This window comes from Loktanella sp. IMCC34160 (assembly GCF_004145845.1).
In the GTDB taxonomy this organism is placed as follows: Bacteria; Pseudomonadota; Alphaproteobacteria; order Rhodobacterales; family Rhodobacteraceae; genus SELP01.
Genome location: NZ_SELP01000001.1, coordinates 609,161 through 622,900, shown reverse-complemented (window position 1 = coordinate 622,900; position 13,740 = coordinate 609,161). Strand labels below are relative to the sequence as shown.

16 protein-coding genes are annotated in these 13,740 nt (G+C 65.4%); 5 read left to right on the top strand and 11 right to left on the bottom strand.

Annotated elements, in window-relative coordinates:
* Positions 1–100: 100 nt before the first annotated feature.
* Genes EU803_RS03040 through alr form a run of 5 tightly spaced genes read right to left on the bottom strand, consistent with a single transcriptional unit; the run spans position 101 to position 3,359 of the window.
* Complete coding sequence (locus tag EU803_RS03040; RefSeq protein WP_129679612.1) at positions 101–553, bottom strand: paraquat-inducible protein A; 453 nt, start codon at positions 551–553, stop codon at positions 101–103.
* A gap of 28 nt (positions 554–581) precedes the next feature.
* Positions 582–791 carry a hypothetical protein gene (locus tag EU803_RS03035; RefSeq protein WP_129679610.1) on the bottom strand — a complete coding sequence of 70 codons (210 nt, stop codon included), beginning with the start codon at positions 789–791 and terminating at the stop codon, positions 582–584.
* A 14-nt stretch (positions 792–805) separates the two neighbouring features.
* Positions 806–1,552, bottom strand: a complete 747-nt coding sequence (locus EU803_RS03030; protein ID WP_129679608.1) for an ATP-binding cassette domain-containing protein — start codon at positions 1,550–1,552, stop codon at positions 806–808.
* Positions 1,549–2,325 carry an ABC transporter permease gene (locus EU803_RS03025; RefSeq protein ID WP_129679606.1) on the bottom strand — a complete coding sequence of 259 codons (777 nt, stop codon included), beginning with the start codon at positions 2,323–2,325 and terminating at the stop codon, positions 1,549–1,551. The genes EU803_RS03030 and EU803_RS03025 overlap by 4 nt, the downstream gene beginning before the upstream one ends.
* The gene (gene alr / locus EU803_RS03020; protein ID WP_129679604.1) at positions 2,322–3,359 is read right to left on the bottom strand and encodes an alanine racemase; all 1,038 of its coding nucleotides are present in this window, start codon (positions 3,357–3,359) and stop codon (positions 2,322–2,324) included. Before alr ends, EU803_RS03025 begins: the two co-directional genes overlap by 4 nt.
* A gap of 134 nt (positions 3,360–3,493) precedes the next feature.
* Here alr and EU803_RS03015 point away from each other — a divergent pair, with 134 nt between their 5' ends.
* Positions 3,494–4,150: a winged helix-turn-helix domain-containing protein gene (locus EU803_RS03015; protein WP_129679603.1), complete on the top strand. Its 657-nt coding sequence runs from the start codon at positions 3,494–3,496 to the stop codon at positions 4,148–4,150.
* Positions 4,147–4,644 (top strand): hypothetical protein, encoded by a 498-nt coding sequence (locus EU803_RS03010; protein ID WP_207209153.1) that lies wholly within the window; start codon positions 4,147–4,149, stop codon positions 4,642–4,644. Before EU803_RS03015 ends, EU803_RS03010 begins: the two co-directional genes overlap by 4 nt.
* Here EU803_RS03010 and EU803_RS03005 read toward each other — a convergent pair.
* The 5 genes from EU803_RS03005 to EU803_RS02985 are packed head-to-tail and all read right to left on the bottom strand — an operon-like array spanning position 4,607 to position 10,269.
* A complete protein-coding gene (locus tag EU803_RS03005; protein WP_129679601.1) occupies positions 4,607–5,575 on the bottom strand; it encodes a sugar-binding transcriptional regulator in 969 nt (322 codons plus the stop codon). The genes EU803_RS03010 and EU803_RS03005 overlap by 38 nt on opposite strands.
* A gap of 36 nt (positions 5,576–5,611) precedes the next feature.
* Positions 5,612–6,916, bottom strand: coding sequence for an acetoin dehydrogenase dihydrolipoyllysine-residue acetyltransferase subunit (locus tag EU803_RS03000; RefSeq protein WP_129679599.1), 1,305 nt, complete (start codon positions 6,914–6,916; stop codon positions 5,612–5,614).
* On the bottom strand, positions 6,916–7,926 hold the full coding sequence (locus EU803_RS02995; protein WP_129679597.1) for an alpha-ketoacid dehydrogenase subunit beta: 1,011 nt from the start codon (positions 7,924–7,926) through the stop codon (positions 6,916–6,918). Before EU803_RS02995 ends, EU803_RS03000 begins: the two co-directional genes overlap by 1 nt.
* Positions 7,926–8,942: a thiamine pyrophosphate-dependent dehydrogenase E1 component subunit alpha gene (locus tag EU803_RS02990; protein WP_129679595.1), complete on the bottom strand. Its 1,017-nt coding sequence runs from the start codon at positions 8,940–8,942 to the stop codon at positions 7,926–7,928. The genes EU803_RS02995 and EU803_RS02990 overlap by 1 nt, the downstream gene beginning before the upstream one ends.
* The gene (locus EU803_RS02985; protein ID WP_129679593.1) at positions 8,935–10,269 is read right to left on the bottom strand and encodes an SAF domain-containing protein; all 1,335 of its coding nucleotides are present in this window, start codon (positions 10,267–10,269) and stop codon (positions 8,935–8,937) included. Before EU803_RS02985 ends, EU803_RS02990 begins: the two co-directional genes overlap by 8 nt.
* A gap of 221 nt (positions 10,270–10,490) precedes the next feature.
* Between EU803_RS02985 and EU803_RS02980 the strand changes: the two genes are divergently transcribed.
* The 3 genes from EU803_RS02980 to EU803_RS02970 are packed head-to-tail and all read left to right on the top strand — an operon-like array spanning position 10,491 to position 12,727.
* Positions 10,491–11,435 carry a PfkB family carbohydrate kinase gene (locus tag EU803_RS02980; protein WP_129679591.1) on the top strand — a complete coding sequence of 315 codons (945 nt, stop codon included), beginning with the start codon at positions 10,491–10,493 and terminating at the stop codon, positions 11,433–11,435.
* A gap of 25 nt (positions 11,436–11,460) precedes the next feature.
* Complete coding sequence (locus EU803_RS02975; protein ID WP_129679588.1) at positions 11,461–12,102, top strand: hypothetical protein; 642 nt, start codon at positions 11,461–11,463, stop codon at positions 12,100–12,102.
* Between the two features lies 1 nt (position 12,103).
* Positions 12,104–12,727: a hypothetical protein gene (locus EU803_RS02970; protein ID WP_129679586.1), complete on the top strand. Its 624-nt coding sequence runs from the start codon at positions 12,104–12,106 to the stop codon at positions 12,725–12,727.
* 6 nt (positions 12,728–12,733) lie between these two features.
* Here the strand turns inward: EU803_RS02970 and EU803_RS02965 are convergent, their stop codons facing one another.
* Entirely contained in the window at positions 12,734–13,678 is a 945-nt protein-coding gene (locus tag EU803_RS02965) for a sugar-binding transcriptional regulator (protein ID WP_129679584.1), read from the bottom strand.
* Positions 13,679–13,740: the final 62 nt, after the last annotated feature.

Genomic DNA, 13,740 nt, shown 5'->3' with positions numbered 1-13,740 from the left:
ATGGACGCTGAGTCCAGCCCCCTTCTTTGGGTCAATAAATATCCCGGGGTGAATGGCCCGAAAGGGCCAGAGGGGCAGCGCCCCTGATGTAAGGTGGGTTTTAACCCACCGCCCCCTTGGCCTTACCGCTCAGGGCCGAGATGGCGAGCGAGGCGAGGATACAGCCGGTAAACAGGTAGAGCCCCCAGGCGGTTTCCACCTTGCCGATGCCCACCCCCTTGGCCACAACGATATAGAGGGCGATCAGAAAGACATCAGCCATCGCCAGCTTGCCCATCCAGTTCAGCACCGGCAGCACCTTGCGATGCAACAGCCCAAAATGCATCAGCGCCAGCCCGATGGTTTTCAGGTAGGGCGCGAACAAGGCAAAGGCGGTAACCAGCAGGGCCAGGAACACGTCGCTGTCCCACAGGCTCTGCAGACCTGAGATGACGCTGATCTCGCTCAGATCGAACAGCGGCAGCCCCAGCCCCGCCCGCATCAGCGGCGCAAACCAGGCCACGGGGAACAGGACCAGCAGGGCGAGATTTGCGAATTTCAGAACTGTTTTCACTTGGCACCTACCTGCTTCACGTTTCGCGTCACGGCCCAGCGAAGGCCCGCGCCAGCGCAAGGATATAAAGATAGCCTGCGATGATCGCCAAGACTAAGAGGATCACCACGACCACAACCAGTATGCGCGCCCATCTTGGCCCGCGCCGAAAGACCCAGACAATTCCGAAAAGTGCCAGCAGGGCCACAAGACCAGACACTGCCATCGCCAGTAGCCCGTTTGCAGCGGTTGGGTCCATTTCCATCGCCTACCTTACCTGAGGGTCTCGATCGGCCCGTCGGGGCTGCCGGACACGAACTGCGTCACATAGGGATCGCCGCACGTGTCGAGTTCCGCAATCGGCCCGACCCAGCGCATCTTGCCGTTGTGCAGCATCGCCACCCGGTCGGCGATGGCCCGGACGCTGGTCATGTCATGGGTGATGGTGATCGCAGTCGCGCCCATTTCGGTGACGATCTCGCGGATCAGGTCGTTGATGACGCCGGCCATGATCGGGTCAAGGCCCGTGGTCGGCTCGTCGAAAAAGATGATCTCGGGCCCAGCGGCGATGGCGCGGGCAAGGCTGACCCGTTTTTGCATCCCCCCAGATAGTTCCGCCGGGAACCGGTCGGCCACATCCGGGCCCAGCCCGACGCGGCGCAGCTTTTCGATGGCGATCTCGCGCGCCTCGTCCCAGGTACGTTTCAGCGACCCGCGCAGCAGGCGAAAAGCCACGTTTTGCCAGACCGGCAGGCTGTCGAACAGTGCGCCACCCTGAAACAGCATCCCGAACCGGGCAAGAAAGGCATCGCGGGGCAGTTGGGTCACGTCCTGCCCGTCGATCAGGATCTTCCCCTGATCGGGCTGGATCAACCCAAGGATATTCTTCAACAGAACCGATTTGCCCGACCCCGACCCGCCGATCACCACCATGCTTTCGCCCGAGGTCACGGTCAGGTTCAGTCCCCGCAGGACGTGGTTGCTGCCAAAGGCCTTATGAACATCCCGAAGCTCGATCATGCGGAAAAGAACGCCTCTGTCAGAAGGAAGTTCGCGGCGAGAATCAGAACGGCGGCAGCCACCACCGACCCTTTCGTCGCCCGGCCCACGCCCATTGCGCCCCGCGCCGAGTTCATCCCGAAATAGCAGCCCATGAGCGCGGCGATGAACCCGAATACCGCGCCTTTGGACAGCGAGGAGATCACGTCCAGCGGTTCAAGGAAATCGGCGGTGTTTTTCAGATAGGTCGCCGCGTTGAAGCCGAGCCGTTCCGTCCCCACCAGAAACCCACCGAAAATCCCGATCACGTCGCCGACCCCGACCAGCACCGGCATCACCAGCGTGGCGGCCAGCACCCTTGGCAAGGTCAGATATTTCATCGGATGGGTGGACAGCGTGACCAGCGCGTCGATCTGCTCGGTCACCTTCATCGTGGCAATTTCGGCGGCGATGGAGGACGTGACCCGCGCCGCGATCATCAGCCCCACCAGAACCGGCCCCAATTCACGGACCATGCCGATGGCGACGATTTGCGGCACCACCGCCTCGGCCGAGAAGCGCGCTCCGCCTGCGTAGATCTGCAGGGCCAGTGCCCCACCGGTGAACAGCGCCGTCAGCCCCACGACGGGAAGCGAGAAATAGCCGATCTGCATCAGCGCCACGCCAAATTCACGCGGGTAGAACGGGGGGCGGAACAGGTGGCTGATCGTCTGGCCGGTGAAGATCGCGAACCGTCCGACCACGGCCAGCAGGGCCAGAACCCCCGCCCCGACAGAGGCCAGCGCCCGGATCATGACGTGGTATACCGCCGCTGGTAGCGATGGCCCAGAGAGGTCAGGATTTCATATCCGATGGTGCCCGCGGCCTCGGCAAGATCGTCCACGGTCTGGCGCGGCCCCAGAAGGGTCAGCGCGCGGGGCGCTTCATCCAGATCGGTGACGTCGATGGTCAGAAGGTCCATCGACACCCGCCCGACCAGCGGGCAAGGCGTCTTGCCGTGCCACAGGGTCGCGCCGTTCGACAGGGCCCGCAGGATACCATCGGCATAGCCCGCCGCCAGCGTGGCGATCCGGCTGGGCCGCGCGGCCTGCCAACTGTTGCCGTAGCCCACGACTTCGCCCTCGGCCAGATCGCGGATCTGGATCACCGGCAGGTCCAGCCGCACCACGGGCCGCGCCTCGACAAAGGGGTGGCCACCGTAGAGGCCGACACCGGGGCGGCACAGGTCGAAATGATAGTCCTTGCCCAGCAGGATCCCCCCCGTCGCGGCCAGCGACCGGGGCACGCCGGTACCGTCGGTCATCCGGCGGAACAGGTCCAGCTGGTAGGGGTTCATCGGATGGTCGGGTTCGTCCGAGCAGGCCAGATGGCTGATCAGAAGCTGCGGCCCCTGTTCCAGCGCGATCGGGGCGACGGCAGCCCATTCGTCCCATTCCATACCCAGCCGGTTCATGCCCGTGTCCAGCTGCACCCCGAACGGGTGGCCCGGCAGGCTTTCGAAATGGCGGGTCATCTGGTCCATGGAATTCAGCATCGGGATCAGGCCCAGATCGCCGATCATTTCCGTGTCGCCCCGGCAATGGCCAGAAAAGACGTAGATATGCGCATCATCGCCAACAGCGGCGCGGACGGCAGCGCCCTCCTCGGCCACGGCGACAAAAAACCGGCGCGCGCCCGCGTGGAACAGGCGGCCCGCGACGCGGCCCGCATCCAGCCCATAGCCATCGGCCTTGACCACGGCGGCGGTTTCCACCCCGGTCTTGGCGTCAAGCGCGGCCCAGTTCGCGGCAATCGCGTCCAGATCAATCGAAAGGATACCAGAAGTCATGGTCCGCCTTTTGGCAGGCAGGGCACGGGGCGGCAAGGGGGAAGCTGCGCGCGGCCCGCGCATCGCTGACGCTTCGGCCCGGACCGTATCAATTCGGCTGCAACCCTGGCCCGGTCGGGTGCTAGGGTCCTCCCATGAACACAGACCCGCAGATCGTGCGCATCGGCGCCGCCCTATCGGACCAAAGCCGGGCCCGGATGCTGTGCCAGCTTATGGACGGCCGCGCCCATACGAACAAGGAACTCGCCCATGGTGCCGGGATTTCCCCACAAACCGCCAGCGGGCACCTTGCCCATCTGGTCGCCGCCGGTCTGGTGATCACGAAACGGTCGGGGCGGTTCACCTATCACAGGATCGCGGGGTCAAAGGTGGCCGAGATGCTTGAAACCCTGTCTGCCCTGCCGCTGGCCCGGCCCGACGCCCGCCCTGCCCTGCGCCGCGCCCCTGCGGCCGAACTGGCGGCGCGCTGCTGTTACAATCACCTTGCCGGTCGGCTGGGGGTGGCGATGGCCGATGCGCTGGTTGCGCGCGCATATCTGACCGACCTGACCAGCCCGGCGTTGACCGAAAAGGGCCGGGACTGGGCCGCCCGACAGGGCCTCAAACCCGGGTCCATGCGGCCCTGTCTGGATTGGTCGGAACGCCGGTATCACCTGTCCGGCCCCTTCGCGACCACGCTTTTGCGGCACTTGCTGGAGCAAGGACAGGTCGCACGCGGCGCCGGGCGCGAAATCATCGTGACGGACAGCGGGCGGCACTGGTTCGACGCTGAACTGGGAATCCGGGCATGATCCCCGCAACCCAACGCTATGCGGTCGAAACCGGGCTGATGCTGGCCTGTCAGGTTCCGGCTGAAAGCGAAGCGCGGGTTCTGGCCGCCATCCGGGACGCGGCCCCGTTGACCTGGGGCGACTATGACGCGGTCAGCTTTGCCAGCGCCGAAGGGCGGCAGGACTTCCGATCCTTGGGCAGCGGGCGGAACGCGGCCACGCAGACCCCGGTCAGCGTGCCTTGCATCGAACTGCGGATATTCCTGAAGACGGAACAAGCCCCCGCCGTCGTCGCCGCGATCTACGCCACCCATCCCTATGAGGAACCGGTGATAACCCTGTGGCCCGCCAGCAGAACCCTGCATCGCCGGGGACAGGACGAGGACAACCCCAACCGGTTCTGGAACCGTGACACGGCCGATTGGGTGCCCGCCGCGCACCAACATCGCCCCGGCCGCGACGCGACCGCGAAGGCCCCTACTCCAGCAGGGTCGCGGCGGTCAGCTCGTCAGTGATCAGCACGCTGGGGCGGAGCGAATTCATCGTGCCCCGGATCATCTCGACCTTTTCCGGCCCGCCCGAGATCAGCACCTTGCTTTCGATCCGCGCCAACCGGTCGACTGAAATCGAAATCGCCCGCTGGTTCACCGGGTGGTCGACCAGCTTTCCATCCTTGTCGAGGAAATTGTACAGCACATCGCCCACGGCACCCGCGTCGATCAGGGACAGGCGTTCGGCCTCGGACACATGGCCCAGCCGGTAGGACGTCGTCATGCTGGAAATCCCGCCGCAGGACAGAAGCGCCACGTCGCAGTTTTCGGCCATCGACATGATCTGCTCAAGCCCGCAATGTTCCAGCAGCGCGTGCTTGGTCTTGGGAGAGTCGACGATGGCCGGCGCCGGGATAAGGTAGCCTTCGGCATCGAACAGCTCCGCGAATTGCCAGGCGAATTCGGCGGGGTTGAACCGCCGGGCCTGCGCGATCCCGCCCAGAAGCGAGACAATCCGCACCCCCTCAAGCGACTGCCCTTCGACATAGGGCAGCATCGCATGCAGGGTGCGGCCCCAGCCCACACCAATAGTCATGTTCGATTTCATCAACCCCGAGACATAGCTGCCCGCAGCCGCGGCGATGACCCGCGTCGGGTCGCTCTCGGGGTCGTTCATCGGGGCGACGATGGCCCGTTCCAGCCCGAACTTGTCTTCCAGCCGCCCCTGCAGGTCGATCAGCGGGGTCAGTTCGGATTCGATGCGGATCATCACCTCGCCCCGGCGACGGGCCTCGGACAGAAGCCGGGTAATCATGATCCGGTTGACGCCCATCCGCTTGGCCACATCTGATTGGGTCAGCCCTTCGATGTAATACAGCCATGCGGCGCGAATCCGGGTCTGGTTATGCGGATCGAGCGCGGCGCGTTCCTGCGCTGGGTTCAGGTCGTCTGGCATCGTGGCTCCGTTCCGGGTTCGCGGTGTTGCGCGCCATCATAGTGCGGCGCGCAGCAACTTTCCAACCTCCTCCGCGCATTCGAACTGCGGCATGTGGCCGACCCCATCAAAGAAGTGCAGCGCCACCTGCCCCGGTGCCCGCAGCGCGTGCTTCCACGGCAGGATCGCGTCCTGCCTGCCCCAGATCATCCGGGTCGGCATGTCCAGCCGGTCAAGCGCCGCCTTGAGGTCGAAACTTTGCACCCCATCGGGGAAGACCACATCGGCAAGCCGGGCCTGCGCCGCACGTTGGGCGGGATCGTTGCGCGACGCCATCGCCGCGCGGGCATAGGCGTCCGAGATCAGGCTGTCGTCGGCGACAAGGGCACCCAGCCAGGGTTTAAGGCTTTCAACCCGCGTCGCGCGGCAAATCCCGGTCAGGGCGTCGCCGTTGATCTGCGGGCCAAGGCCCGCGGGGGCAATCAGCGTCAACGAGGCGATGGACCGGGGCCGGGTGTCGGCCAGCGACAGGGCCAGCGCCCCGCCAAGGCTGTGCCCAATCAGGTCCACCTTTTCGACCCCAAGCCCGTCGAAGGCGCGGCGGATCTCGGCGGCGAGGTCGGCAAAGCTGTCGATGCGCAGACGCGGCGACTTGCCGTGCGACGGCAGGTCGATCCGGATCAGGGGCCGATGCTTCAGATGCGCCTCGAGCGGGACCCAGGACGTGCTGTCACTGGCGAAGCCGTGGATCAGCAGAACCGGCGTGCCGGTCCCGCCCCGCGAACGATGCACCGCAAGCGCCCCGGTTTCGTAGGACACGGCGGGAAGGGTCGGTGACGGGCTGGCCGCCGAGTCGAGCCATGCCCGAACGTCGCCCGCCTGCACCCGGCCTGACGGTCCGGTTCCGGGGATACGGTCAAGGCTGATCCCGCCCTGCCGCGCCAGCGACCGGGCCGCGGGGGTGGCGCGGGGCCGGTCGGCGACCGGCGCGGGCCGGGACATCGGCGGCTCGGGTGCGCGCATCGGCTCGGACGGTGCCGAAACCTCGGCCCCGGCAAGCGCCGGTTCAGCAGGGGCAGCAGCGGCGGCAGGCGCGGCAACGGCGGGCGGCGGCCCGACCTCTTCCCCGGCGGCGTAAAGCCAGGCAACGGGTTGACCGATCGGCACCACCGTGCCTTCTGCAACCGGATGATGGAACAGGCCATCGGCCGGGGCTTCAACCTCCATCGCGGCCTTGGCCGTTTCGATGTCGAACAGCGGCTGTCCCTTCTCGACAGCCTCGCCCTCGGCCACGTGCCAGGTGACGATGGTGCCTTCGGTCATATCCATATCGACCTTGGGCATGATGACTTCGGTAGGCATCAGATCCGCCCCTTGGCCAAAGCGCGCGCCGCGTCCAGAATGCCCGGCACCTGCGGCACCACGGCCTTTTCCAGATCCGGGTTATAGGGGATCGGGCATTCCGCCCCGCCCAGCCGGACGATGGGAGCATCAAGGAAATCGAAGGCATCGCTTTCGGCGACCATAGCCGACACCTCTGCCCCGACCCCAAGGGTCTTGACCCCCTCGTAGACGCACAAAAGACGGCCAGTCTTGCGGACTGACGCCAGAACCGTTTCGCGGTCCATCGGGCGGACGGTGCGCAGGTCGATCACCTCGGCCTCGATCCCCTCGGCAGCAAGGGTTTCGGCGGCCGCAAGGGCCTTGTGCACCATGATCGAGGTCGCGACGATGGTCAGGTCCGTGCCCGCGCGCCGGATCGCGGCCTTGCCGATGGGTGTGGTGTAGTGGCCGGCGGGGACCAGACCCTTGGATTTGTAAAGGATCTTGTGTTCGAAGATCATCACCGGGTCCGGGTCTTCCAGCGCCGCCAGAAGCAGGCCCTTCGCATCCTCGGGGGTCGAGGGCTGGACCACCTTCAGGCCGGGCACATGCGCCAGCCAGGCTTCGATGCTTTGGGAATGCTGGGCCGCGGCACCCGTGCCGGACCCGGCCGGAAACCGCATCACCAGCGGCACCGATACCGCGCCACCCAGCATATAGCGCAGCTTGGCCGCCTGGTTGACGATCTGTTCCATCGCCAGCGCCGCGAAGTCCGAAAACTGAAACTCGAAGATTGGCCGCAGGCCGGTCAGGGCCGCACCCACGGCAACACCCGCGCCGCCCAGTTCGGAAATCGGCGTGTCCATGACCCGGTCGGTGCCATACTTGTGCACCAGATCGCCGGTGACCTGAAACGCACCGCCATAGACGCCGATATCTTCGCCCATCAGGACCACGCGCGGATCGCTTTCAAGCGCGATGTCCATCGCCTCGCGGATCGCTTCGGCATAGGACAGTTCGCGGGCTTCGGGGGTGTCCATCGCGTTCATCACGCCATCTCCTCGGTATAGACAAAGCGGGTCGCGTCTTCGATCAGCGGTGCGGGGCTTTGATTGGCAAAGGCGATCGCGTCGCGGATTTCCTGTTCGGTCTCGGCCTCCAGCGCACCCACCTCGGCCTCGCTCAGGATATCGTGCGACACCAGAAGATCGGCCATGCGGCGGATAGGGTCACGCTCCATCCATTCGGCGATTTCTTCCTTGGTCCGATACCGGTTGCGGTCAGACTTGGAATGGCCGCGCCAGCGATAGGTCAGGTTCTCGACAAGGCTCGGGCCTTCGCCTGCGCGGGCCCGGGCCACGGCGGCGTCCACGGCTTCGGTCACGGCGGAAAAATCGTTCCCGTCCACGGTGACGCCCGGCATCGAATAGGCGACCGCCCGATCCGCGATATTCTTGACCGAGGTCGACCGCTCGATCGAGGTGGACATGCCGTATTTGTTGTTCTCGCACACAAAGACCACGGGCAGTTTCCAGACCGACGCCATGTTCAGCGCCTCGTGGAACGCGCCTTCGTTGTTCGCGCCGTCGCCGAAGAAACAGATCGTCACCGCGCCAGTGCCCAGCCGCTTTGCGGTCAGTGCCGCGCCCACTGCGATGGGCAGGCCACCGCCCACGATCCCGTTGGCGCCAAGGTTGCCCTTTTCCACATCGGCGATGTGCATCGACCCGCCCCGGCCCCGGCAGTATCCGGTTTCCTTGCCGAAGAATTCGGCGAACATGCGGCCCAGATCGGCGTTCTTGGCCACACAGTGCCCATGCCCCCGGTGGGTCGAGGTGATCTTGTCCGCGTCGGTCAGCGACATGCAGGACCCGACCGCAGACGCCTCTTGCCCGATGCTCAGGTGCATGGTGCCGTGGATCAACCCGCGGGTATAGCTGTCCTCGGCGCCTTCCTCGAACTTGCGGATCAGGAACATCTTGCGTAGGGCGCCGACCAGATCCTCGCGCGAATAGGCGCGCAGGGCATAGGGCAGGTTGGTATCGGAATTCGCGGTATCAGGCATGTGCCAGCTCCTTGCCGAACAGCATTTCATCCTGGCGGCGGCGCAGCTCGGCGATCTTCGATCCGGCTGGCAGCGCCACGTTGTCCTGGGTCAGCAACTCGCCCTTGCGGATTGCGCGGGTCACGGTGGCCCCGGTCAGAAGACCGGCCGGATGCGCCTTCAGCCCGCGGGCCCGGTTCGCTTCCATCGCCCAGGCGCGATAGGTGTATTCCCCGATCTGATCGAGCTTCTCGCCCGGCTTCAGGTCGCGCTTGGCCACGGCGGCCACTTCGGCCACAGGGCGATCCAGCGGGACCATGTCGGCCTTGCCGTAAAGAACGGCGCGGGCGCAGGTCAGCGGCACCTCGAGCGAGGTCAGGTGATAAGGCCGGATGAACGAGAAGTAGGGGCCATCGCCCATCTTCAGGTCGCTCATCCGTTCATGGACGCGGGGATGCTGGGCCTCGACCACGACGAAGACGCCGGGGGCCAGCCCCTTCCCGATCGAGAAATCGACCCGGCCGATATCCGACAGGACACCGCCATCGCGCGCCGGGATCAGGGTCTTGGCCAGATCCTTGGGCCCGGCCGCCGGTCCGTGCATCCCGTCGCAATCGGGGATCAGGCCCGTGGCATTGGCAATCGCCGACATCTCCACCATCGTCTTGGACCCGTCGACGAACTCTACCAGCAGGCGCGGGTTCATGTGACGGCGAACCGCCTCTTCCTCGTAGGCGTCCGGGGTCGCGTCGATGTTGAGCGGGTTGTTCTTGCCCTTGCCGGCGCAGACGATGCGGTGGCCCATGGCGGTGGCGAACTCGATCAGTTCCATGCAGGACGACGGTTCGTCCCCGGCCCCAAGGCTGTAGACGACGCCAAGCCGCTCCGCCTCGTGCCGCAGGTAAGAACCGATGGTCACATCCGCCTCGACGTTCATCATGACAAGGTGCTTGCCGCGCTCCATCGCCCGCAGGCCGATCTCGGCCCCGACGGCCGGAACACCGGTCGCGTCAATGACAACGTCGATCAGGCCGGATTCAAGAATGGCATCCGCGTTGTCGGCAATGGCCGTCAGCCCGCCTTCGATGGTGGCGTTCAGCGCGTCGGCGGTGTTGGCGTCGGCGCTGTGGCCCGCGCCCTGACGCGCGATCTGAACCGCCTTATGGGCGGCGGCGGGGTTGATGTCGCAAATCGCGGCCACATCGACACCGTCCATCATCCCGGCGCGAGTAACGATGTCGGTTCCCATTTCACCGGAGCCGATCAGGCCAATCCGGACCGGGCGCCCCGAATCGGCGCGGGCGGCCAGATCCTTCGCAAGGCCGGTAAGTGCAATGTTTGAAGCCATTCTGTGGACCCTTTCAGCATATCGGATGCGTTCTGAACTTGTGGTCACCATTGTGAACTTTCGTTCTTATGTCAAACATTATGTTCGACATAGGCAAAGATTTCCCCAATTTCACACCTTCATTGTTGCACATTCGTTCATTTTCATGTCATCTGTTCTAAGGCTGGACTCGCGCTTTGATCGGGGGCAAACAGCCCTTGATCTGCGTGGAGGAACTGGAAATGACGTTCGATTACACATCACTGGGCTTCTATACCTTTGATGCACTGTGCCGCCCGGTGACCCAGATCCCCCCCGGCGGTGGGACCTATTTCGTCGAGGATTTCGCTTTGGCGGTATCCGGCGCTGCGGGCTGTGCCGCCATCGTTGCCGCCAAGCACGGGCTGAACGTTCAGGCGGTGGGCGGTGTCGGCCATGACGACATGGGCGATTGGGTGATGATGAAACTGGCCCATTACGGAATCGACACCGACCAGATGCAGCGGATCGAGGGATTCGCCACCTCCTCCAGCATCGTCACGACGCGGCCCGACGGCGCGCGCCCGGCGCTGCACAAGAAGGGGGCCACCGGCGGCTTTTATATCGGCGATGACCGGATCGACCGGGTGCTGGACACCAAGATCCTGCACATCGGCGGGGTCGGGCTCATGGACAGGATGGACAACGGCCGCAACGCCGAGATTCTGGCGGCGGCCAAGGCGCGCGGCTGTGTCACGACGCTGGACGTCTTTGCATCGACCGGCGACGACCTTGCAAAGATCCGCCCGCTTCTGGCCCATACGGATTACTTCATGCCGTCCGAGGAAGAGGCCATGGCCCTGTCCGGCCTGACCGATTTCGAAGACATCTGCAGCTTTATGCTGGATCAGGGCGTGGGCGCGATCATCATGACACTGGGCGCACAGGGGGCCATGTATCGCGACGCGCAGGGCCGCAAGGTCGATATCCCCGCCTATGACATCAACGTCGTGTGCACCTGTGGCTGTGGCGATTGCTTTAACGCCGGCGTCGCGACCGGGCTGCACCTAGACCGGTCGATCGAGGATTGCATCCGCTTCGGGCAGGCCAGCGCGGCCCAGAACGCCCTTGGCCTTGGATCGCAGGCCGTCATCACCGACCTGGCCGCAACGATTTCCTTCATGGAAAACACGCCGGTTCGGACCTAGACTGGGACACAGGATCACTGACCGGATGAAACCCTTGCCGACGCCACCCAGCCCACGGACCCTTGCCCTGCCCCTGCGCGACCTGCTGCGCGGCGTGCGGCAGTCCGGGCTGCTGCCGCGGTCCGTGGTCGGTCCGGCGCTGGATGCCCTGCCCCCGCCCCTGCGCCACGCGCTAGAGGATATCACCGGGACCGAGGCGCAAGATGCCGAACTTCCGGCTGACGTCATTGCACGCGCGTCAGCCGCCCTGCGGTCTGGGAACGGGGCGTCGTCGGATATGGCCGCGGCCCTGTCCCATGCGATCACCGCGCAATCCCCGGCCCCGCTGGTCAGCGAAACGGTTGTCGCGCTCTGCTGGCGTTCGGCCCGTGGCGGGCCCGATGCGGCCGCCCGGTTCCTTGCCGCGATGGATGACCACCCGCCCTTTGGCGAGGCACCGGGTTTCCTGTCGGACACCGCGCCGGATGCCACGGCGGCGCGGCGCAGGACCCTGCTGTCCGCGATCCTCTGGCTGTTGGCCGACCGGGCCGGGGGCGACGTGACCGAGGCCGATCTTCTGCACATCGCCGCCGGCATCGCCACCGATCTGGAACCCGATGCCAGTGCCTGCTGGACCGATCCCGCGACCTTGCAGGCGCTGCTGGTGTCCGGCGCGGGGCGGATCTGACATGCCGGGAACGCTCAGCACACTCAAACAGGGCGGCGAGCCGGTCCGCCGGGCGATCCGCCGCGCCCGCTGGTTCCTGTCGACCTTCCGCGATTTCGTGACCGAGGCAGAGGCCGGAACCGGCGCCCGCTTCGCGCTGGACGATCAAAAGCTGATGGCGGCCTTCTCGGCCTGGTATCGGGCGTTCGAGGCACAGCGCGACAGCGCCCGCGATCACCGGTTCGACTATGTCACATTCGCCTCAGGGCTGATGCTGCGGGAACTGGTGCGGCACGCGCCCCTGACCCTGCGCAGCGCGCCCGAGGCACAGCAGAGCGAAGCCCCGTCAGAGTTCTGGCCCGAAGGGTTCGTCTATGTCCGTTTCTGCCTTGCGGTCCGCGACGCGGTGCTGGAACAGGATTTCCAGCTGCACGAAGACACCGCCCCGGAAATGGGCGACCTGCGCACATGGTGGTCCTTCCGCGAAAACGTGCAGGACGACGTGGACAGCGCCATTGCCTTTCTGGAGCTTTTCGCCGGGGAAACGCCGAACTGGACCATGCCATCGGTATTCAAACCGCACCGGGACGATCCGCGCCTTGCCGCGGCGGCCCGCCCGATGGAAGTCGACAAGAAGCCGGGCTAGGCCCGGTCAGACGTCCATCACAAGGCGGCTGGCCGCCTCTTCATCCGTAATCAGCACGGCGGGCGACAGCATTCGCAGCGCCGCGCGCAGGATCTTCACCTTGTGCCAACCGCCCGAGGCAAGGACGATCTTGCGCGCCCGTCGCAGATCGTGCGGGTGCACCGCAAAGACCCGGTCGTTTACCGGATGGTCTACGATATGCCCTTCGGCATCGACAAAGCGGCACAGCACGTCACCGACCGCCCCGGCCATTTCAAGCGAGGCGATTTCCTCGGCGCTGAGCAGCCCGTAGCGCACGAAGATGGAATGCGGGGTCAGGTCGCCCAGCGACAGGATCGCCATGTCAAGGTTCGCGGATTTGCCCAGCACCTCGCGAATGCCCGAATGGGCCATCAGCGCGTCGCGGGTCGTGGCGTCCGGGGCAAAGACCGGCCCGGCCATCATGAAGCATTCCGCCTGAAGCTTGTCAGCCACCCGCCAGGCGAATTCGGACGGGTTCACCTTTTCCACGCGGGTCAGCCCACCAAGAAGCGAGATGACCTTGATCCCATCGACGGTCATCGGTTCGATTGCGGGCACGCCGCGGGTCAGCGTCTCGCCCCAGCCAAGACCGATGGACATATCCGGGGTCACGCTGGTCGAGATGAAATTGCCCAGCTCGCGCCCGATCACCCGCGAGGTATCAGCGGCATCCTGCGGCGTGGGCACGACGACCGCGCGCTCCAGCCCCCAGACGTCCTCCAACCGGCGTTCAAGTTCAACGCAGTGTGACAGCCGGGTGGTGACACGGATCTGGACCGTTCCGTCATTGCGGGCGTTGGCAAGGATGCGCAACACCCGCGCGCGGTTCAGCCCCACATGCTGCGCGACCTCGTCCTGGGTCATCCCTTCGACATAGTAGAGCCATGCGACCCTTGTCTTCAGGTCTTCCCCGTTGTCCGCGTCACTCATCTGCGGTCCCGTCCTCGCCTCGTTGCGGAATGCGCCCGCCGTGGCGTTCTTCTTAGCAACAG

Excerpts from the sequence above, each read along its gene's own strand:
- EU803_RS03035 (WP_129679610.1), bottom strand. The coding sequence starts at position 791 with ATGGACCCAACCGCTGCAAACGGGCTACTGGCGATGGCAGTGTCTGGT.
- EU803_RS03030 (WP_129679608.1), bottom strand. The coding sequence starts at position 1,552 with ATGATCGAGCTTCGGGATGTTCATAAGGCCTTTGGCAGCAACCACGTC.
- EU803_RS03025 (WP_129679606.1), bottom strand. The coding sequence starts at position 2,325 with ATGATCCGGGCGCTGGCCTCTGTCGGGGCGGGGGTTCTGGCCCTGCTG.
- alr (WP_129679604.1), bottom strand. The coding sequence starts at position 3,359 with ATGACTTCTGGTATCCTTTCGATTGATCTGGACGCGATTGCCGCGAAC.
- EU803_RS03015 (WP_129679603.1), top strand. The coding sequence starts at position 3,494 with ATGAACACAGACCCGCAGATCGTGCGCATCGGCGCCGCCCTATCGGAC.
- EU803_RS03010 (WP_207209153.1), top strand. The coding sequence starts at position 4,147 with ATGATCCCCGCAACCCAACGCTATGCGGTCGAAACCGGGCTGATGCTG.
- EU803_RS03005 (WP_129679601.1), bottom strand. The coding sequence starts at position 5,575 with ATGCCAGACGACCTGAACCCAGCGCAGGAACGCGCCGCGCTCGATCCG.
- EU803_RS03000 (WP_129679599.1), bottom strand. The coding sequence starts at position 6,916 with ATGCCTACCGAAGTCATCATGCCCAAGGTCGATATGGATATGACCGAA.
- EU803_RS02995 (WP_129679597.1), bottom strand. The coding sequence starts at position 7,926 with ATGAACGCGATGGACACCCCCGAAGCCCGCGAACTGTCCTATGCCGAA.
- EU803_RS02990 (WP_129679595.1), bottom strand. The coding sequence starts at position 8,942 with ATGCCTGATACCGCGAATTCCGATACCAACCTGCCCTATGCCCTGCGC.
- EU803_RS02985 (WP_129679593.1), bottom strand. The coding sequence starts at position 10,269 with ATGGCTTCAAACATTGCACTTACCGGCCTTGCGAAGGATCTGGCCGCC.
- EU803_RS02980 (WP_129679591.1), top strand. The coding sequence starts at position 10,491 with ATGACGTTCGATTACACATCACTGGGCTTCTATACCTTTGATGCACTG.
- EU803_RS02975 (WP_129679588.1), top strand. The coding sequence starts at position 11,461 with ATGAAACCCTTGCCGACGCCACCCAGCCCACGGACCCTTGCCCTGCCC.
- EU803_RS02970 (WP_129679586.1), top strand. The coding sequence starts at position 12,104 with ATGCCGGGAACGCTCAGCACACTCAAACAGGGCGGCGAGCCGGTCCGC.
- EU803_RS02965 (WP_129679584.1), bottom strand. The coding sequence starts at position 13,678 with ATGAGTGACGCGGACAACGGGGAAGACCTGAAGACAAGGGTCGCATGG.